The 19,449-nt window shown below is 68.3% G+C and carries 14 protein-coding genes; 4 read left to right on the top strand and 10 right to left on the bottom strand.

What is annotated here, in order from left to right; translation table 11 throughout:
- Window positions 1-181 precede the first annotated feature (181 nt).
- Window positions 182-1,117 carry a 2-hydroxyacid dehydrogenase gene (locus tag ASG43_RS10830; protein WP_056504257.1) on the top strand — a complete coding sequence of 312 codons (936 nt, stop codon included), beginning with the start codon at window positions 182-184 and terminating at the stop codon, window positions 1,115-1,117.
- A 33-nt stretch (window positions 1,118-1,150) separates the two neighbouring features.
- On the opposite strand, the gene ASG43_RS10825 is transcribed toward ASG43_RS10830, so the two are convergent.
- Window positions 1,151-2,059 (bottom strand): SMP-30/gluconolactonase/LRE family protein, encoded by a 909-nt coding sequence (locus tag ASG43_RS10825; RefSeq protein ID WP_056504254.1) that lies wholly within the window; start codon window positions 2,057-2,059, stop codon window positions 1,151-1,153.
- 239 nt (window positions 2,060-2,298) lie between these two features.
- Window positions 2,299-2,787: a DUF305 domain-containing protein gene (locus tag ASG43_RS10820; RefSeq protein WP_056504251.1), complete on the bottom strand. Its 489-nt coding sequence runs from the start codon at window positions 2,785-2,787 to the stop codon at window positions 2,299-2,301.
- 222 nt (window positions 2,788-3,009) lie between these two features.
- Between ASG43_RS10820 and rbsK the strand changes: the two genes are divergently transcribed.
- On the top strand, window positions 3,010-3,933 hold the full coding sequence (rbsK, locus tag ASG43_RS10815) for a ribokinase (protein WP_056504248.1): 924 nt from the start codon (window positions 3,010-3,012) through the stop codon (window positions 3,931-3,933).
- A gap of 5 nt (window positions 3,934-3,938) precedes the next feature.
- Here rbsK and ASG43_RS10810 read toward each other — a convergent pair whose 3' ends face one another.
- Genes ASG43_RS10810 through ASG43_RS10795 form a run of 4 tightly spaced genes read right to left on the bottom strand, consistent with a single transcriptional unit; the run spans window position 3,939 to window position 8,373 of the window.
- Window positions 3,939-4,724, bottom strand: a complete 786-nt coding sequence (locus ASG43_RS10810; RefSeq protein ID WP_056504246.1) for a nitrilase-related carbon-nitrogen hydrolase — start codon at window positions 4,722-4,724, stop codon at window positions 3,939-3,941.
- Window positions 4,725-4,740: 16 nt separating this feature from the next.
- Entirely contained in the window at window positions 4,741-5,790 is a 1,050-nt protein-coding gene (speB, locus tag ASG43_RS10805; protein WP_082490812.1) for an agmatinase, read from the bottom strand.
- Window positions 5,783-6,979 carry an aminotransferase gene (locus ASG43_RS10800; RefSeq protein ID WP_056504242.1) on the bottom strand — a complete coding sequence of 399 codons (1,197 nt, stop codon included), beginning with the start codon at window positions 6,977-6,979 and terminating at the stop codon, window positions 5,783-5,785. Before ASG43_RS10800 ends, speB begins: the two co-directional genes overlap by 8 nt.
- A 17-nt stretch (window positions 6,980-6,996) precedes the next feature.
- A complete protein-coding gene (locus ASG43_RS10795; protein WP_056504240.1) occupies window positions 6,997-8,373 on the bottom strand; it encodes an aspartate aminotransferase family protein in 1,377 nt (458 codons plus the stop codon).
- Between the two features lie 182 nt (window positions 8,374-8,555).
- Here ASG43_RS10795 and ASG43_RS10790 point away from each other — a divergent pair, with 182 nt between their 5' ends.
- Window positions 8,556-9,389 (top strand): hypothetical protein, encoded by an 834-nt coding sequence (locus ASG43_RS10790; RefSeq protein ID WP_156386629.1) that lies wholly within the window; start codon window positions 8,556-8,558, stop codon window positions 9,387-9,389.
- Here ASG43_RS10790 and ASG43_RS10785 read toward each other — a convergent pair.
- Window positions 9,364-9,939 (bottom strand): DNA-3-methyladenine glycosylase, encoded by a 576-nt coding sequence (locus ASG43_RS10785; RefSeq protein ID WP_056504236.1) that lies wholly within the window; start codon window positions 9,937-9,939, stop codon window positions 9,364-9,366. The genes ASG43_RS10790 and ASG43_RS10785 overlap by 26 nt on opposite strands.
- A gap of 143 nt (window positions 9,940-10,082) precedes the next feature.
- Here ASG43_RS10785 and metH point away from each other — a divergent pair, with 143 nt between their 5' ends.
- Window positions 10,083-13,853 (top strand): methionine synthase, encoded by a 3,771-nt coding sequence (gene metH, locus ASG43_RS10780; protein WP_056504233.1) that lies wholly within the window; start codon window positions 10,083-10,085, stop codon window positions 13,851-13,853.
- Window positions 13,854-14,130: 277 nt separating this feature from the next.
- On the opposite strand, the gene ASG43_RS10775 is transcribed toward metH, so the two are convergent.
- The 3 genes from ASG43_RS10775 to ASG43_RS10765 form a co-directional block, all read right to left on the bottom strand.
- Complete coding sequence (locus ASG43_RS10775; RefSeq protein ID WP_056504230.1) at window positions 14,131-14,901, bottom strand: DUF2076 domain-containing protein; 771 nt, start codon at window positions 14,899-14,901, stop codon at window positions 14,131-14,133.
- Between the two features lie 166 nt (window positions 14,902-15,067).
- Window positions 15,068-18,175, bottom strand: coding sequence for an efflux RND transporter permease subunit (locus ASG43_RS10770; protein WP_056504226.1), 3,108 nt, complete (start codon window positions 18,173-18,175; stop codon window positions 15,068-15,070).
- Entirely contained in the window at window positions 18,172-19,308 is a 1,137-nt protein-coding gene (locus ASG43_RS10765) for an efflux RND transporter periplasmic adaptor subunit (protein WP_056504223.1), read from the bottom strand. The genes ASG43_RS10770 and ASG43_RS10765 overlap by 4 nt, the downstream gene beginning before the upstream one ends.
- Window positions 19,309-19,449: the final 141 nt, after the last annotated feature.

Raw genomic sequence — 19,449 nt, 5'->3', positions numbered from 1 at the left:
CGACGCCCGTCGAAGCCGTCGGGTTGCTTCGTCGGCGCGATCGTGGAAAGCCTCGTCGAATGCATCGGCTCGGCGCGACGCCGCATCTTCGATCGCAACCCAACGGCATCGCCTCGGACGGCGTTCGAGCCTCTTCGGCTTGGGTTCCCGGCGCGGCACTTTTCCACAAGCGGACCACCCGATGAAGCCTTCCCTGATCCAGCTCTGCCACCTCCTGCCTGAAACGCAAGCCGCGCTGCACGAGCGGTACGACGTGACGCGGCTCGAACTCTCCGACGATCCCGCCGCCGTCGCGGGGCTCGACGCCGGCTCGATCCGGGGCGTGGTGACCGGCGGCCATCTCGGCATCACCAATGCCTTCGCCGATGCGCTGCCCGCGCTGGAGATCGTCGCGATCAACGGCGTCGGCTTCGACAAGGTCGATCTTCCCGCCGCCAAGGCGCGCGGCGTGCGTGTCTCGAACACGCCGGACGTCCTCACCGACGATGTGGCCGATCTGACCGTCGGCCTCGCCATCGCGCTCCTGCGCGGCATCGTTTCGGGCGACGCGCATGTGCGGGCGGGACAATGGCCGGCCGGCGAGCGGCCCTTAGCGACGAAACTCTCCGGCAAGCGTGTCGGGATCTATGGCCTCGGCCGTATCGGCAGCGCGATCGCGCGGCGCTTCCAGAGCTTCGGCTGCTCGATCGCCTATTCCGGCCGCCGGCCGCATGATGTCGATTTCCAGTTCCAGGAAAGCATCGTCGCTCTCGCTGGGGATAGCGACATTCTCGTCGTCGCCGCCTCGGCATCGCCGGACACCCACAACATCGTCGACCGCGCGGTGCTCGAGGCGCTCGGTCCTGGGGGCGTTCTGGTCAACATCGCGCGCGGTTCGCTCGTCGATGAGACGGCCCTGATCGAGGCCTTGCGCTCCGGCGCGATCGCTGGCGCCGCTCTCGACGTCTTCGCCGACGAGCCGCGGGTGCCAGACGCGTTCTTCACGCTGCCGAACACGGTTCTGACGCCCCATATCGGCAGCGCGACGAAGGAAACGCGCAAGGCCATGGGCGATCTCGTCCTCGCCAATCTCGACGCCCATTTCGCCGGCCAGCCGATGCCGACCGCGCTCGTCTGACGAAACCTCGTCGTCAGAGCGGGATGGCGGCTCTCACCGCCACCCCGCGGCGTGAGCGTTCAGGTAGATCGAATAGAGCGAGGTCTGGGCGGTGATGTAGAGGCGGTTGCGCTTGGGACCGCCGAAACAGAGGTTGGAGACGATCTCGGGGACCACGATCCCCCCGATATGGGTGCCGTCCGGCGCATAGACGGCGACGCCCGCGCCGGTGGACGCCCAGATGTTGCCTTGCGCGTCCGAGCGGATGCCGTCGAACAGCCCGGCCGGCGAGGTCGCGAAGAGCCGACCGTCGACCGGGCGTCCCGCGGCGTCGATGTCGTAGACACGCATCAGCCCCTCCATGCCGGCAACATGCGTCGCGCCCGTATCGGCGACATAGAGGCGCGTTTCGTCGGGCGAGAAGCAGAGGCCGTTCGGCTTGACCATGTCCGTGACGAGGCAGGACACAGCGCCGGTCGCCGGATCGAGCCGGTAGACGTTGGAGCCATCGAGGTCCGGCTCGCTTCGGTGGCCTTCGTAATGGGTGTCGATCCCGTAGGTCGGGTCGGAGAACCAGAGCGAGCCGTCGGAGTGAACGACGACATCGTTCGGCGAATTCAGCCGCTTGCCCTCGAAACGATCGACGAGGCTCGTCCAGCGTCCGTCGAAATCGAGGCGCGATACGCGACGGCCTCCGTGTTCGCAGGCGATGATGCGGCCCTGATGGTCGAGCGTGTGTCCGTTGTGGTAGCCGCAGGGTGTCTCGAACACCGACACCGCGCCGCTGCTCTCGTCGAAGCGCAGGAGGCGGTCGTTCGGAATGTCGGACCAGACGAGCGACTTGGCCGCCGGAACGTAGACCGGTCCCTCCACCCAGCGACCGCCGGTCCAGAGATGTTCGAGCTTCGCGGCGCCGAAGATCAGGCGCGCGAAGCGCGGGTCGCGGATGTCGTAATCGCTCAAGATCGTCGGCTTTCGTTCGGGACGGAATCGGATCGGACGCCACGGCGCGACCGCCGCTGCCCGGTGCGCGATGACGTCCGGGCCGCATCCGACATGGCGCCCCGACGCAACGCGCCCGCAGGCGTCCGGCCTGGAAGAAGCAAGCTCCTCCCAAAGCTCGGACGCCCACCTTAGTCGAGCCGGCGGATCGGTCAATCCGGACCGCGCCCCCCGACCGGCGCCCTGCCGATGCCGTGCCGCTATTTCGCGTGGGCCTCGATCCATGCCGTCATGTCGGCGATCTCTTTCTGCTGCGCGGCGATGATGCCCTCCGCTAGTGCGCGGGACTGCGCGTCCTTGCCGTGCTCGAGTTCGACCTTCGACATGGCGATCGCGCCGAGATGGTGCGCGATCATTCCGCAGTTGAAGGCGAGGTCGGCGTCCCGGATCATCGCCGCCTGCATCATCGGACCGTGCATGGCCGACATCGCCGCCGTGTTGCCAGCCTGGACCGCGTCCATGTCGCCGGCCGGCGATCCGCCCGGCGCCGCCGCGCCGCTCTCCATGGACGGCGCGTTTGCGCCTTCCGCGGCCGGTGCCGCCGCCGTGCAGGCCGCAGGCAGGGGGGCGGAGCTCTCCGCGCTCGCCGCGGCATGGCCGTCGTGCGACGCGGCGTCCTGCGAAACGGCAGGACTTGCGACGGCGAGCGCGGCGGCGAAGACGGTCGTGGCGAGGAAGCATCGGGTCATGGTCTGTCTCCTGTTGGATCCGGAAAGCCGCCGGCGCGACCGGCGGGCCTTCGACCGCGGGACGATGATCCTTCCCGTCGCGGGAGGGTCAAGCCCCCCCCGATCGATCGATCGCGGTCCCCCGCCGGAGGTCGCAGCCTCGCTTGACGCTTGCGGCCGTGGCGTGGAACACCGCAGGAAAGCCGCGCGTCCGGGGGCGCAGAGCCGGCAGGGAGGATCGTCATGTCTCACCGCATCGCTGTCGTCGGTTCCAACATGATGGACCTCGTCACCTATGTCGGACGGATGCCGGAGGCAGGCGAAACGCTGGATGCGCCGGCCTTCGCCATGGGGTATGGCGGCAAGGGCGCCAATCAGGCCGTCGCCGCGGCCCGGCTCGGCTCCGAGGTCGTGATGGTCTCGAAGGTGGGCGACGACGCCTTCGCCGACGCCCAGCTGAAGAACTTCGAGGCCAACGGCATCGACACCGCCCATGTCGGTCGGACGGACGGCGCATCCGGCGTCGCGACGATCCTCGTCGAGGAAAGCGGCGAGAACCGCATCCTCATCGTGCGCGGCGCCAACGACCGCCTGACGCCGTCCGACATCGAGGCCGCGGGGGATGCGCTGCGCTCGGCGAAGCTGATCCTTCTGCAGATGGAAGTGCCGCTCGAGACGATCTACCGGACGGTGGATTTCGCCGCCGAGCACGGCATCGAGACGCTCGTCAACCCGGCGCCGGCCGTCGCGGGCCTCGATCCCGCGCGCATCGCCTCGGCGACCTTCGTCGTGCCGAACGAGACCGAGCTCGCGCTCCTGACCGGGCTGCCCACGGGGACGGAGGCGGAGGTCGAGACGGCAGCGCGCTCGCTGATCGCACGCGGCATCAAGGTCGTCATCGTGACGCTCGGCAGCCGCGGCGCGCTTCTGGTGGAGACCTCGGGCGTCCACCATGTCCGGCCGATCGAGGTCGAGCCCGTCGACACGACAGGAGCGGGCGACGCCTTCATCGGCGCCTTCGCGCATTTTTACGCCGGCGGCATGCCGCTCCGCGAAGCTCTGGCACGAGCCGCCGTCTACGCCGGCCATTCCATCACGCGCAAGGGCACGCAATCCTCCTACCTTTCGGCGAAGGAGTTCGAGGCGCTGGTCGCGGCGAAGGTCTGACCCCTCTATCGCAGACGGGAATCGGCGAGCTCCTGCAGGTAGGGGTTCTCGCGTCGCGCCGCCTCGTAGTCGCCGCCGTCGACGGTGACGCTGAGCATCGCCGCCGCATCGGCCGGCGCCGAGGCGAGGCGCGAGCCGTCGGGCGCGGCGATGCAGGACAGGCCCTGATAGGCGAAGCGCGCGTCCTCGCCGCAATGGTCGACATAGACGATGAAGACCTGGTTCTCGAAGGCGCGGACCGGCACGACGTGCTCGGCGATGAAGCGCGCGCCCGCGCTGCGGGGCAGGGCGGTCGGCACGAAGATGATCTCGGCCCCGGCCTCGGCGAGTTCACGCACGCGCTCGGGAAACTCCACGTCGAAGCAGACGAGCAGCCCCGCCTTCATGCCGGCCACCTCGAAGAGCGGCGACGGCGTCGTGCCCGGCACGAACAGCGCCTTCTCGTAGGCGCCGTAGAGATGGCGCTTGGCATAAACGACGGGCGGGCGGCCGGGCTGGACCGCGACGGCGGCGTTGGAGACCCCGCTCTCCTCGGCGAGCGCCAATCCGGTGACGATGGTGATCCGATGTGCGTCGGCGAGCGCCCGCAGGTCTGCGAGCGCCGCCCCCTCGGCGGGCTCGGCCTCGCTGGCGATCGTCTCGCCGGCGCCGTAGCCGGTCAGCGCGAGTTCGGGGAACACCACGACGTCCGCGCCGTCCATCGCGGCATCCGCGACCAGCCAGCGAATGGCCGACCGCCGGGCGGTGGGGCTGCCGATGTCGGCGGCGATCTGGCAGGCCCTGATCTGCAATGGCGTATCCTGACGTTCAAGCCCGCGCGCGACCGGGCGCGAAGGGCACGAGGCTGAGGATTTCGAACAGCATCTGCGCCCCGGCCTGCACGGTGTTGGTGGTCGCATCGTATTGCGGCGCGACTTCGACGACGTCGCCGCCGACGATGTCGATGCCGGCCAGCCCCCGGATCAGCGCCTGGATCTCGCGTGTCGAGGGTCCGCCGATCTCCGGCGTTCCCGTGCCCGGCGCGAAGGCGGGGTCGAGACTGTCGATATCGAAGGAGAGATAGACCGGACCCTCGCCCACCACGCGCCGGGCCTCGGCGACGATCGCCTCGATCCCCATGCCCGGCATCTCCTCGGCGTGGATCACGGTCATGCCCGACGCCTTCGAGAACTCCCAGAGATATTCCGAACTGCCGCGAATTCCGATCTGGATCGTCCGCTCGGGATCGAGCACGCCCTCCAGAACCGCATGTCGAAAGGGGCCGCCATGGTGGAACTTGCAGCCGTCGAACGGCCCGGACGTGTCGCAATGGGCGTCGATGTGGATCATCCCCACCGGCCGGTCGCGCCCGACGGCGCGAAGGATCGGCAGCGTGATCGAGTGGTCGCCGCCGACGGTCAGGGGGGTCGCGCCGGCCGAGACGATCTTGGCGATCGTCGCCTCGATGTCCGCGTGCGAGGCGGCGAGGTCGAAGCGGCTGCGGAAGGGCACGTCGCCGACATCGGCGACGGACAGCTCCGAGCCCGGCATGGTCTTGAGGACGTGGTTGTAGGGGCCGATCCGCTCGATGGCGCGAAGGGCCCTCGGACCGAAGCGGCTGCCGTTCCGATTGGTGACGCCGAGGTCCATCGGCGCGCCGATCAACGCGACGTCGAGATCGCCGAGGTCGGGCGTCGACCAGTCGACGGCGCGGAACGGCATGTCGAGCAGGGTCGGCAGTCCCGCGAAAGGCGCGACGCGCGTGCCGCTTGGATTGATGAGGCGCTTGGCGATGCCCGCGAAATGCGCATCGTGGATGACGCTTTCCTCAGTCCCGGAAAAGCGCTCGCGGAGCGCGGCGAGCTTCGTCTCATCCATGGACGGCATCCGTTGCGAAGAGGGCGGGCGCGAGCGAAAGCCGTTCCCCGAGATGGCCGAGGCGTTCGGAAGCGACGTTGGCGAAGGCGATGCGCAGATGGTTTTCCTGGCCCGGACCGAAGAAGGTGCCCGGCAGGGTGACGATCCCGAGTTCCCTCGCCAGCCGCTCGGCGACGGTGGCGGCCGGAATGCCCGCAAAGGGGTGTCGGACATAGGCGAAATAGGCGCCGAGCTGCTCGATGCGCCAGTCCGGATGCGGCGCCATCGCCCGGCGGAAGACCCCGGCGCGCGCCTCGATTTCGGCCGCCGTCGTCCGGCGATACGCGGCCAGCCCCCCGATCGCCCAGGCCAGCACGGCCTGCGGCGGACGCGGCGCGCAGATCTGGAGCGAATCCAGAACCTTTTCCGCCTCGGCCAGGAACGGCGCGCCGCCCGCCATCGCGCCCATGCGGTGGCCGGGGATCGCGTAGGACTTGGAGAAGGAATAGAGCTCGATCAGATGCTCGCGCCAGTCCGGCTTGGCGAAGAGCCCGTGCGGGGCGCGGTTCCCGGCCGGCAGGAAATCGCGATAGGTCTCGTCGAGGATCAGCCAGAGGCCGTTCGCGGCGCAGAAATCGTAGATCGCCTCGATCGTCTCCGGCGGATAGATCGCCCCCGTCGGATTGTTCGGCGTGACCAGCGCGACGGCCTTCACGCGCGGGCTCATCGCGGCCTTGAGTCCATCCAAGGTGGGAACGAAACCGTCCTCCGGCCGCGTTGCCAGCGGGCGGATCTCGACACCCAGCATGTCGAGCGTCATCTGGTGGTTGAAGTAGAAGGGCGTCGGCAGGATCACCGCGTCCCCCGCGCCCGCGACCGCCATGACGGCGACGAAGAAGGCCTGGTTGCAGCCCGCCGTCACCGCGACCTCTTCGGGCGACACCGCCGCGTCGTAGAGCGAGGAGACGTGCGCCGCATAGGCTTCGCGCAGCACGCCGTCGCCCAGCACCGCGCCGTAGCGCGCACCCTCCGCGCTGGCCGCGGCCTCGCCGAGACGCCGCGCCAGATCGTCGGGCGGTGCGTTGCCGGGAACCGCCTGGCTGAGATTGATCAGCGGCCCGGCGCGGCCGTCGTAGGACTGGGCCCAGCGTGCCGCCTGGCTGATCGGCGGCGCGGGCACCCGCGCGAGGGCGGGATTGATGGAAAGCATGGCAGGCGTCCGGGCGGTCAGCGGCCGAGGAAGGCGGCGGTGTCGTCGAGGGCGAGCGCGAAGCGGTCGATGAGATCCATCAGCTCCGGTTCGGTGATGATCATCGGCGGGCAGAAGGCGATCTGGTCGCCGATCGCACGGATGATGACGCCGTGCTCGTGGCCCCGGTTGAAGAGATAGCCGCCCGCTCGGCCCACGGGGTCGAACTTCTGCTTGGTCTCCTTGTCCGCCACGAGCTCGATCGCCGCGATCAGTCCGACGCCACGCACCTCGCCGACGAGCGGATGGTGCGCGAATCGACGGCGAAGCTCGCGCTGCAGGATCTCGCCCATGGCGGCCGCGTTCGCCACGAGACCGCGCTCCTCGATGATGTCGATGTTTTCCAGCCCGACCGCCATGGCGACGGGATGCGCTCCGGCCGTGAAGCCGTGGCCGAACGTCCCGATCTTCGCCGTGTTGTCCGCGATCGCCTGGAAGACCGCGTCCGACATGAGGATCGCGGCGAGCGGCTGATAGGACGAGGTGATCTGCTTGGAGAGGACGAGGATGTCGGGCTCGATCCCGTAATAGTCGCAGGCGAACATCGTGCCGAGCCGCCCGAAGCCGTTGATCACCTCGTCCGCGACGAGGAGGATGTCGTTGCGGCGGCAGACCTCCTGGATCTTCGGCCAATAGCCGACGGGAGGCGGCAGCACGCCGCCCGCTCCCATCAGCGGCTCGCCGATGAAGGCCGCGATCGTCTCCGCTCCGACCTCGTCCAGATAGGCCTCGAACTCCGCGACGAGCCGGTCCGTGAACTGCTCTTCGCTCTCGCCGGGCAGGCCGAAGCGCCAGAAATGCGGGCAGGTCAGATGCTTGACCGGAATGTTCGGCAGATCGAAATCGCGATGGTTGACCGGCAGTCCGGTCAGCGAGCCGGCCGTGATCGTGATGCCGTGATAGCCGTTGATGCGAGCGACGAAGCCCTTCTTTTCCGGTCGGCCGAGCGCGTTGTTCATGTACCACACCATCTTGACGACGGTGTCGTTGGCCTCCGAGCCGCTATTGGTGAAGAACACCTTGCGCAGGCGCTCCGGGCTCATCTGGATCAGGCGTTCGGCGAGAAGGATCGCCGGCTCGTTCGATTTGTGGCTGAACGAGTGGTAGTAGGGCAGCTTCTGCAACTGGGCGTAGGCGGCGTCCGCCAGCCGCTTTTCGCCGAATCCGACCGCCACGCTCCACAGTCCGGACATGGCCTCGATGTAACGCCGACCTTCCGTGTCGTAGACATAGATCCCTTCGCCGCGATCGATGACGATCGGACCGGTTTCCTCGTGCTTGCGTGCATTGGTGACCGCATGCAGCAGGTACTCGACATCCTTGGCGTAGATCGAGTTCGGCAGGGCATTCGACATGGAGGATGGGCCTTGGCTGCTTCGATCCGCCGAGCCTAGCATTGGCGAAGAGGACTGCGCAAAGACCAAACGGAACGCCCGCTCAACCGGCCTCGACACGGGCCGGCTCAACGGAGCAGACCCGTTCCGCAGACGCAGGTTGCATATTTAATTCATGCTGCTCTAGATTGCAAAGACGCCCGGTGCGGCGGCTTCTGGACGGATGGGATCGCGAGATGGCGGTGAACGAGAGACTGGACCGGCTGAGCGGAAACACGGAAAGCTGGCGAAACATCCTCGCCGTCATCGTCTTCACCGTGTCGGCCCTCGGGGTGACGATCCTCGCCATTCTCATCGTCCAAAGCCATGACGGCAGCATCACGGACAAGAAGGACATCTTCAACATCCTCGTGCCCGTTCTCAGCACATGGGTCGGAACGATCCTCGCTTTCTACTTCGCGAAGGACAATTTCGAAGCCGCGACGCGGAATGCGCAACGGATCGTGTCGCAGTTGACGCCGGAGCAGCGCCTGCAGCAGATCGGCGTGCGGACGGCGATGCTGTCGAAGGAGAACATCCGATCCATCTCGCTCGATGGAAATGGCGATGCGGGATTGTCCGTCGCGGCCATCATCTCTCGGGTCGAAGCCGGTTCGAGCCGCGTTCCCATTCTGTCCGCGGACGGATCCATCAAGTATGTCCTGCGCGATACGCATGTCTACGGTTCCATGAACCGGGCTTTCAGGGCCGCCAAGGACATGGCGGCCAGCGCGGTCGCGGCGGGGCAGGGAATGAGAACCCTTGCCGATCTTCTCGCCGAACCGATCGACGACAAGGGCAAGTCCGCGACGATCGGAGACCTCGCCAAGCGCTTCGCCATCGTCCGCATCGACGCCAATCTGGCCGAGGCGCGCGTTGCGCTGCTGGCGGTGGAGGGCGCGCGCGACGTCTTCGTCACCGCCACCGGCAGGGCGAGCGAGCCGATCCTCGGATGGCTCACCAATTACGACATCACGCGCGAGGTGACGGTGAGCTGAACCGTCGGCTGAGGAACGGCGATCCCGCCCAGCCGAAGCGCCAGGCGGTCTCGACGCCGCGCGAGATGCCGATGCGGGGGCCGATCGCGAGGGTCGGGCAGGGTTCCCCTTGCCGAAGCTCGAACGGCGGCGCGTCGAGCGCGCGGCCGTCGAGGCTTCGGTCGATGCCGAGTGCCTGACCCAGGCGGCCAGGACCGGAGGCGAGGAGACGGAGATCCTCTGCGCCGCGACGCGCGCGCATTGCCTCGATTCCCGCCGTCGGCTCCAGCGCGCGGATCAGCACGCCCGCGCCGTGGCCGATCGGTTCGCAGACGACGTTCAGGCACCAGTGGATGCCGTAGGACCGGTAGACATAGGCGTGTCCCGGCGGCCCGAACATCGAGGCGTTGCGCGGCGTCAGGCCGCCGAATGTGTGCGAGGCGGGGTCCGTTTCGTCATAGGCCTCGGTCTCCACGACGGTCCCCCCGACGCCGTCGACCAGCAGGGTCGCGCCGATGAGATCGGCCGCGACCGTCGCGGACGCCCGTTCGAAGAAGGTTCGTGGGATCATGGTCGTTGCACCGCCGTGCCCAATGCCTAGAATCATGGGGTGAAGCTGCAGCCGGACGGCGTCTCGTCAAGCACCTTATTCTCATATAAGGATGTGTTTATATGCTTGGCGCGACACCGTCTTCCTGCCTGTCCGGATGCCCCATGACCGATCTGATCGACCGCCTCTTCGACACCGCTCCTGTCCGCGAGGATTCGCTGACGGCCCTCCGGCGTGCCGCCGCCGAACGGATCCTCATCCTCGACGGTGCCATGGGCACGCAGATCCAAGGGCTCGGCTTTCACGAGGAGCATTTCCGGGGCGACAAATTCATCGGTTGCGAATGCCATCTCCAGGGCAACAACGACCTTCTGATCCTCACGCAGCCCAAAGCCATCGAGGACATCCACTACGCCTACGCCATCGCGGGCGCCGACATCATCGAGACCAACACCTTTTCCTCCACCTCCATCGCCCAGGCCGATTACGGCATGGAGGATCAGGTCTACGAGTTGAACCGCGACGGCGCGCGGCTCGTGCGGCGGGCGTGCCTGCGCGCCGAGGCCGAGGACGGCAAGCGCCGCTTCGTCGCCGGGGCGCTCGGACCCACCAACCGCACGGCCTCGATCTCGCCGGACGTGAACCGGCCGGGCTTTCGCGCCGTCTCCTTCGACGAGCTGCGCCTGGCCTATGCCGAGCAGCTGCGCGGCCTCATCGACGGCGGCGCCGACCTCATCCTCATCGAGACCATCTTCGACACGCTGAACGCCAAGGCCGCGATCTTCGCCTGCAACGAGGTGTTCGAGGAAAAGGGCGTCACGTTGCCGGTCATGATCTCCGGCACGATCACGGATCTCTCCGGCCGCACGCTCTCCGGCCAGACGCCGACGGCCTTCTGGCATTCGGTGCGCCACGCGAGCCCCTTCACGATCGGCCTCAACTGCGCGCTCGGCGCGAACGCCATGCGCGGCCACCTCGCCGAGATCTCCGGGGTCGCCGACACCTATGTCTGCGCCTACCCCAATGCCGGCCTTCCGAACGAATTCGGGCAGTATGACGAGAGCCCGGAGATGATGGCCGCGCAGATCGCGGGCTTTGCCGACGAGGGTCTCGTCAACATCGTCGGCGGCTGCTGCGGCTCGACGCCCGAACACATCCGCGCCATCGCCACGGCCGTCGCCGGCAAGCCGCCGCGCCGGATCCCCGAGCACGTGCCCCAGATGCGCCTGTCCGGCCTCGAGCCCTTCGTGCTGACGAAGGAGATTCCTTTCGTGAACGTGGGCGAGCGCACGAACGTCACCGGCTCGGCGAGGTTCCGCAAGCTCATCACGGCCGGCGATTTCGATGCGGCCCTGCCGGTCGCGCGCGATCAGGTCGAGAACGGTGCGCAGGTCATCGACATCAACATGGATGAAGGCCTGATCGATTCCGAGAAGGCGATGGTCGAGTTCCTGAACCTCATCGCCGCCGAACCGGACATCGCCCGCGTTCCCGTCATGATCGACAGCTCGAAATGGTCGATCATCGAGGCCGGCCTGAAATGCGTGCAGGGCAAGCCGCTGGTCAACTCGATCTCCATGAAGGAGGGCGAGGAGGCCTTCCTGAAGCAGGCGAGACTGGTCAGGGCGTACGGCGCAGCCGTCGTCGTCATGGCCTTCGACGAGGAGGGGCAGGCCGACACGTTCGAGCGCAAGGTGGAGATCTGCACGCGCGCCTACAGGCTCCTGACGGAAAAGGTCGGCTTTCCCCCGGAGGACATCGTCTTCGACCCCAACGTCTTCGCGGTGGCGACCGGCATCGAGGAGCACGACAATTACGGCGTCAACTTCATCGATGCGACCCGCCGCATCGTGGAGACGCTGCCGCATGTCCACATCTCCGGCGGCGTCTCGAACCTCTCCTTCTCCTTCCGCGGCAACGAGCCCGTGCGCGAGGCGATGCACGCGGTGTTCCTCTACCACGCCATCCAGGCCGGCATGGACATGGGCATCGTCAATGCGGGCCAGCTCGCGGTCTACGAATCGATCGACCCGGATCTGCGCGAGGCCTGCGAGGACGTCGTCCTCAACCGGCAGCCGAAGGGCGGCGGCACGGCGACGGACCGGCTCCTGGAGATCGCGGAGCGCTATCGCGGCGCCGCCGGCAAGCAGGCGCGCGAGCAGGATCTCGCCTGGCGCGACTGGCCGGTGAACAAGCGGCTCGCCCATGCGCTGGTCAACGGCATCACCGAGTATATCGATGCCGATACCGAGGAAGCGCGGCTTACCGCCGCGCGCCCTCTGCATGTCATCGAAGGCCCGCTCATGGACGGCATGAACGTCGTCGGCGATCTCTTCGGCTCGGGCAAGATGTTCCTGCCGCAGGTGGTGAAGTCCGCCCGCGTGATGAAGCAGGCCGTCGCCCATCTCTTGCCCTTCATGGAGGAGGAGAAGCGGCTGAACGGCGGCGAGGAACGGCAGGCCGCGGGCAAGGTCCTGATGGCGACGGTGAAGGGCGACGTCCACGACATCGGCAAGAACATCGTCGGCGTCGTGCTTGCCTGCAACAATTACGAGATCATCGACCTCGGCGTCATGGTCCCGGCCGCCCGGATCCTGGAAGAGGCGAGGAAGCACAAGGTCGACGTGATCGGCTTGTCCGGCCTCATCACGCCCTCGCTCGACGAGATGGTGCATGTGGCCGCCGAGATGGAGCGCGAGGGCTTCGACATCCCGCTCCTCATCGGCGGCGCGACGACGAGCCGCGTGCACACGGCGGTGAAGATCGATCCCCGCTACAATGCCGGTCAGACGGTCTACGTCACCGATGCGAGCCGCGCCGTCGGCGTCGTCTCGAACCTCCTCTCGCCGGACGCGCGGGACGGATACGTCGCCGGCATCCGCGAGGAATACAAGAAAGTCGCGGCCAATCACGCGAGGAGCGAGGCGGAGAAGAAGCGCCTGCCGCTGGAGCGCGCCCGCGAGAACGCGATGCGGCTCGACTGGTCGGCTTACGCACCGCCGCGTCCGACCTTCCTCGGCACGCGCGTCTTCGAGAGCTACGATCTCGCGACGCTGGCGGCCTACATCGACTGGACGCCCTTCTTCCAGACCTGGGAGCTGAAGGGCCGCTATCCGCAGATTCTCGAGGATGAGAAACAGGGCGAGGCCGCGCGATCCCTGTTCGCGGATGCGCAGGCCATGTTGAAGCAGATCGTGGAGGAAAGCTGGTTCCGGCCGCGGGGCGTCGTCGGCTTCTGGCCGGCGGGCGCGGTCGGCGACGACATCCGCCTCTTCACCGACGAGACACGCGCCGAGGAACTCGCGACCTTCTTCACGCTCCGCCAGCAGCTGTCCAAGCGCGATGGCCGACCGAACATGGCGCTGTCCGATTTCGTGGCGCCCGTCGGTTCGGGGGCGGAGGACTATATCGGCGGATTCGTCGTCACGGCGGGCATCGAAGAGGAGGCGATCGCCAATCGGTTCGCGAAAGCCAACGACGACTACGCCTCGATCCTGGTCAAGGCGCTGGCCGATCGCTTCGCGGAGGCCTTCGCCGAAGCCATGCACGAGCGTGTGCGCCGCGAGTTCTGGGCCTATGCGGGCGACGAGACCTTCGCGCCCGACGAACTCGCCGGCGAGCCCTACAAGGGGATCCGCCCCGCGCCCGGCTATCCCGCCCAGCCCGATCACACGGAGAAGGTCACGCTCTTCAAGCTGCTCGACGCGGAAAAGGCGGTCGGCGTCACGCTGACGGAGAGCTACGCGATGTGGCCGGGCTCATCCGTCTCGGGCCTCTATCTCAGCCATCCCGACTCCCACTATTTCGGGGTGGCCAAGGTCGAGCGCGATCAGGTCGAGGATTATGCCGCCCGCAAGGGCATGGCGGTCGCCGAGGTCGAGCGCTGGCTCGGCCCGATCCTCAACTACGTCCCGGTCGCGGAAGCGGCGGAGTAGGGGCGCACGGTCGGTTTCGTTCCGATCGGTCGCCTTGTCGCTTCCGTCCACGTGAAGCGCCCCCTCTGCCTTGCCAGGCATCTCCCCCTCTAAGGGGGGAGATCAGTCTCGTTGCCGGTATCCCTAGCCAACCGCCGAAGACGCTGACGCGTAGGGTCGTCGAAGTCAGAACGATCGACGCCCGCACAACTGCCGATCTCCCCCCTGGAGGGGGAGATGTCCGGCAGGACAGAAGGGCGCGCGCGCTCCGGACGTCCCAAGGCGCGAACCATCGCCTTCAGATGTCGTCGAACCCGCCGTCGTCTCCGCCGAACCCACCGTCCGCATTGGGATCGTCGTAGGTCGCATCCTGATAGCCGGCGCCGGCGTCATCCGCGGACGAATCGGATGCGTCCTGCACGTCATCCTGCCCGGAGCCGCCATCGCCGCTCGCGGCCGTTTCGGTGGCGGCAGGCGTCTGCGCCGCCGCTTCGTCGCTGCCGAAGAGCCCCCCGGAACCACCGAGCATCGATCCGAGCGCGTGGCCGAGCACCACGCCGCCGGCGACGCCCATCGCCGTCTGCGCTGCACCGGCGAGGAACCCGCCGCCGCCCATGCCGCCCATGCCGCCCGAGCGCGCGCCGAAGCCCGGTTGGGCATAGCCCGGCTGAGCACCCGCCTCCGGGGCGGCCATCGGCGAGTGCGCGCCGGGTTGGGGAGACGGTTGGCCCCAGGGGCCGCGCGTGCCGACGCCGGGTACGGAGGTGCGTTGCGCGGTCGGCTTCGGCGAGCTGGCTCCCGCCGTGCGGGAGAAGAAGCCGCCGCCTTCGCTCGCCTCCGGCTGCGCCTTGGCCGCCCGTTCCAGGGTGTCGATCCGCGCCTGCTGGTTTTGCAGCGCGAGCTCCTGCATGACGATCGTCTGCGCCATGTAATAGGGTGCGCCGGGCTGGCGGTGCAGGCGCTCGGAGATCAGCCGCTCCGCCTCCGCGTCGCGGGGTCCTGCCTGGCTCTCGACCTCGCCGAGCTTCTGGAACAGGCCGTCGATGGCCTCGCGGTCTCTGGTGTCCATGGGATCTCGTCCTCCGGTGGCGACAGAACCGCCGCGCGAGCGACGGCCTCCTCCGTCACATGAGGATCGAGGCAGGGCTTGGGAAGGGGCGCGGGCGTTCCATCCCGGTCTTCCGACCGGACCTTCGCGCCGGACCCTCCCGTTCGGCCTCTCCGGTCCCGCCGGCTCATTCCGCCGGTTCGACCGCCTCCCGCGCCGTCCGGGGAAGGAGCCTCTTCAACCATCGGCCGAGCACGCGCTCGATGTCGTCGATCACCGTGTAGACGGCCGGCACGTAGACGAGGCTGAGCACGGTCGAGGATAGAAGCCCGCCGACGACGGCGATGGCCATCGGCGCGCGGCTTTCCGCATCCGCGCCGATGCCGAGCGCGATCGGCGCCATGCCGGCGGCCATCGCGATGGATGTCATGACGATTGGCCGGGCCCGCTTGGTCGCGGCCTCGATGAGCGCCGTCTCGCGCGGGGTGCCGGAGCGGCGGGCGAGGATGGCGTATTCCACGAGGAGGATCGAGTTCTTCGCGGCGATACCCATGAGGAGGAGCACGCCGATCAGGACCGACACCGCGACCGACGAGCCGGTGAGATAGAGAAATCCGAAGGCGCCGCCGATCGACAGCGGGAGGGCGGTCAGGATCGTGATCGGCTGGAGGAAGGAATTGAAGAGGAGCACGAGCGTTCCGAACATCAGGAGGATGCCGACGGCGATCGCCGTGGTGAATCCCGAGAAGAGTTCGGCCATCCGCTTGGCGTCCCCTTGCGACCGTTCGTGGATGCCGGCGGGAAGATCGCGCATCGCCGGCAGCGCCTCGATCGCCGTTCGCGCCTCGCCGAGCGTGATGCCGTTGAGCTCGGCTTCCACCGACACCGTCCGCTCTCCGTCGACATGGCGGATGCTGGTCGGGCCGGCGCCGAAGGTGAAGCTTGCGATGGAGCCGAGCGGGACGGTGGCGACGCTGCCCCGGACGCTGAGGGAGGAGAGGATCGACAGGTCCCCCCGCGCGGCGTCGGACAGCGTCGGGACGACGTAGATCTGGCGGTCGCCGAGATTGTACTTGGCGAGCGCCCGATCGGCATCGCCGAGCGTGGCGATGTTGAGGAGCGAGGCGATCTCGGCCGAGGTGACGCCGACGCTCGCCATCTTCGCCTTGTCCGGCGTGATCACGAGTTCGGGCTTGGCGGCCGCGGCGTCGGAGACGGAATTGGAGAGGCCGGCCACCCCGCGCATCTCGCTCGCGAGCCGTGCCGCGGTCTCCGTCAGTCGCTCGCTGTCCTCGCCGACGAGGGAGATCTCGACCTTCGAGCCGGACTGCCCGTCCGCGCCGAACTGGATCCGTGCGCCGGGAATGTCGTCGAAGAGACGGGAGGATCGTGCCTCGAAAGCCTGCTGAGAGACGTCGCGCTCCTCGCGCGGCTTCAGATTGGCCGTCACCGTCGCCGTGACGACGCTGGAGGCCGAACCCATCCGCATCGGACCCATGCCGCCCTCCGTCGTCGCACCGATCGAGGCGAAGACGGAGGCAACCTCGGCTTGCGCGGCCAGCTTCTCGCTGACGGCCTTGGCGACGGCGTCGGTTTCGGCGAGCGTCGAGCCCGGCTGGAGTTCGATCGAGACGAGCGAGCGTCCGCGATCGGACGCGGTCATGAACTCGGTCGGCAGTTGCAGCGCGAGCAGGATCGAGCCGGCGAAGAAGCCGATGCCGAGCAGAACCGTCAGCCAGCGGAAGCGCAGGGCCTGTTTCAGGATGCGGACATAGAGGAAGACCCAGCCCGGCGTGTCGTCGTGGCGGTCCGCGCCGCTCGCCTTCACGAGGTAGGCGCCCATGAGCGGCGTCAGCGTGCGCGCCACGAGCAGCGAGAAGAGGACGGACACGCAGACCGCGATGGCGAAGGACACGAAGAGCTTGCCCGGAATGCCCGGCATGAAGGCGACGGGCACGAAGACCGCGACGATCGTCATCGTCGTCGCGACCACGGCGAGGCCGATCTCGTCGGCCGCCTCGATCGCGGCCTCGTAGGCGGACTTGCCGCTCTGGCGCATGTGCCGGACGATGTTCTCGATCTCCACGATCGCGTCGTCGACGAGGATGCCGACGACCAGCGACAGCGCGAGCAGGGTGATCGTGTTCAGCGAGAGGTCGAGCCAGGCCATGACCGCAAAGGTCGGGATCAGCGAGAGCGGCAGGGCGGTCGCCGAGACGAGCGTCGCGCGGATGTCGCGCAGGAACAGGAAGACGACAACGATGGCGAGCACCGCGCCGAACCAGAGCGCCTCGAAGGCGGCGTCGTAGCTCTCTTGGACGAAGGTCGAGGAGGAGGTGACCTCGGTGTACGTCGCGCCCGCATCGCCCGCGTCCAGCGCCGCGACCGCCGCGCGGGCGGCGTTCGTCACGGCGATCTGCGAGGAGCCCTTGGCGCTGAAGACGGAAAAGGCGACGACCTCGCGCCCGTCGAGCCGGGCCCGGCTGCGCGGCTCTTCCCAGCCGTCGACGATCTCGCCGAAGTCGGAAAGGCGCATCGACTGGCCGCCGGGAATGGCGATCGGCGTTCCCTTCAACGCGTCGATCGAATCGACGCGGCCGAGGGTGCGCACCGACTGCTCGGCCGCGCCGACGACCGTGCGCCCGCCGGACTGGTTGACGTTCTGGGCGGCCAGGGACCGCGAGATGTCGCCGACGGTGACGCCGAGCGCATTCAGCCGGTCGGGATCGAGCTTGACGAGGATGGCCCGCGACACGCCGCCGGACCGGGTGATCTTGGAGACGCCGTCGACGGCGAGGAGCGCCTTCGACACCTCGTTGTCGATCTTCCAGGAAAGATCGTCGGGGGCGAGGGCCGGCGCGTCGACGACATAGGTCAGGATCGCGATGTCGCCGACATCGACCCTGGCGACGAGCGGCGTCTCGGCCGCCTCCGGCAGGTCGCCCGCGATCGAATCCACCGCGTTGCGAACGTCGTCGGACGCCTGCATCAGGTCCGTGTCGAGCGTGAACTCGATCACGGTCGTCGAGGCGCCTTCGGAGATGGTGGAGGTCACGCTCTCGACGCCGGACAGCGTCTGCACCGCATTTTCCACGAAATCGGTGACCTGCGTCTCGATCTCCGTCGGCGATGCGCCGGTCTGGACGACCGTCACGGTGACCACCGGGAAGTCGATGTCCGGCATATTGTTGATGCGCAACTGCGCAAAGCCCCAGAGGCCCGCGAAGGCGAGCGTCAGAAAGAGGACGATCGTCGGGATCGGGTTCTTGATCGACCAGGCGGAGATGGCGTTCAACGCACCGTTTCCCTCTCCGACGCGCCGGCCTCGCTCCCGGCGGACTTCGAGACGATGCGCACCGTCGCGCCGTCGTTGAGGAAGCCCGCGCCGGACGTGACGACCCGTTCGCCGGGCGAGAGCGCGCCCTCGACCGCGACGCGATCGGGGCCGCGCGTGCCGACCGAGACCGGCGTCAGCGTCACCGCGAGGTCGTCGCCGACGACGAAGACGGCCGGGCGCCCCTCGCGGAAGGTCAGCGCGGACGAGGCGACCGTCGTCGCTTCGTCTCCCTTCGCAGACACGCCGGCCCGCACGAACATGCCCGCGCGCAGCCCCGCATCTTTCGGTAGGTCGATCCGCACCAGTCCCAGATGGGTCGTCGGATCAACGATCTCGGCGATCCCGGCGACCTTGGCGGCGATGGTCGCGCCGTTCGGGCCGGAGATTTCGGCGGCATCGCCGACGGAGATGCCGGACAGATATTGCTCCGGCAGCTTCACCGCCGCCTGGAGCCGGCCGTCGCGCTGGAGCCGGACGATCTCGGTGCCGGCCGCGACGATGGTGCCGAGAACCGCCGGCCGCGAGGACACGATGCCGGCGAAGGGCGCGCGCACGATCGTGCGGTCGATCTGCACCTCCAGGGTCTTCACGCTCGCCCGCGCCTGTTCCACGGCGGCGGCGCTCGTCTGCACGGCCGTCTCGCGCTGCTCGATCGTCTCGGCGGCGAGCGAGCCGGACCTGCCGAGGCGCTGGCCGCGTTCGTTCGCCGAAACCGCCGCGGCATAGCTCGCTTCGGCGCTGCGGAGCGCGGCCTGGCTCTGGGCGAGCTCGGCGTCGAGAAGGCTCGCGTCGAGACGCGCGATGACGTCGCCCGCCGCGACGCTCTGTCCCTCCTCGACCCGAACCTCCGTCAGGGCGAGACCTCCCACGGACGCGCCGACGCTCGCCTCCTGCCAGGGCTCGACGAGCCCGGTGCCCGACACGGTGGTGGCGACGCTCTCCCGGATCACGGCATCGGTGGTGACCGTCAGGCTCGCCCGCTCGGGCGCGGGCGGCACGGAGGCGGCGGCGTCCTCGGCGAAAGCCTCGCCGCAGGTCGCCGCGACGAGCGCGGCCAGCATCGCGGCGATGGTGAGAGGCAACATCGGCATGGCGGCAGCTCGGGCCTTCGTGAGAGGTCGGCCGGATCGCCGGCCGGAAAGATGGGGCGGAACCGGGTCGCCCGGAGGGTCGGACGCCCGGCCCCTTGCGTGCAGACTGGAGGTCGGATCACGCCAGGTTGACGAAGCCGA

Origin of the sequence: Aureimonas sp. Leaf454, assembly GCF_001424685.1 — a bacterium.
GTDB lineage: Bacteria > Pseudomonadota > Alphaproteobacteria > Rhizobiales > Rhizobiaceae > Plantimonas.
Note: the sequence above shows the minus strand (reverse complement) of the source record. Positions and strands in the feature narration are given on the sequence as shown.

Bases quoted from the DNA above. Each gene is read 5' to 3' on its own strand.
- ASG43_RS10830 (WP_056504257.1), top strand. From the start codon at position 182: ATGAAGCCTTCCCTGATCCAGCTCTGCCACCTCCTGCCTGAAACGCAA.
- ASG43_RS10820 (WP_056504251.1), bottom strand. From the start codon at position 2,787: ATGACCCGATGCTTCCTCGCCACGACCGTCTTCGCCGCCGCGCTCGCC.
- rbsK (WP_056504248.1), top strand. From the start codon at position 3,010: ATGTCTCACCGCATCGCTGTCGTCGGTTCCAACATGATGGACCTCGTC.
- speB (WP_082490812.1), bottom strand. From the start codon at position 5,790: ATGGATGAGACGAAGCTCGCCGCGCTCCGCGAGCGCTTTTCCGGGACT.
- ASG43_RS10800 (WP_056504242.1), bottom strand. From the start codon at position 6,979: ATGCTTTCCATCAATCCCGCCCTCGCGCGGGTGCCCGCGCCGCCGATC.
- ASG43_RS10795 (WP_056504240.1), bottom strand. From the start codon at position 8,373: ATGTCGAATGCCCTGCCGAACTCGATCTACGCCAAGGATGTCGAGTAC.
- ASG43_RS10785 (WP_056504236.1), bottom strand. From the start codon at position 9,939: ATGATCCCACGAACCTTCTTCGAACGGGCGTCCGCGACGGTCGCGGCC.
- metH (WP_056504233.1), top strand. From the start codon at position 10,083: ATGACCGATCTGATCGACCGCCTCTTCGACACCGCTCCTGTCCGCGAG.
- ASG43_RS10775 (WP_056504230.1), bottom strand. From the start codon at position 14,901: ATGGACACCAGAGACCGCGAGGCCATCGACGGCCTGTTCCAGAAGCTC.
- ASG43_RS10765 (WP_056504223.1), bottom strand. From the start codon at position 19,308: ATGCCGATGTTGCCTCTCACCATCGCCGCGATGCTGGCCGCGCTCGTC.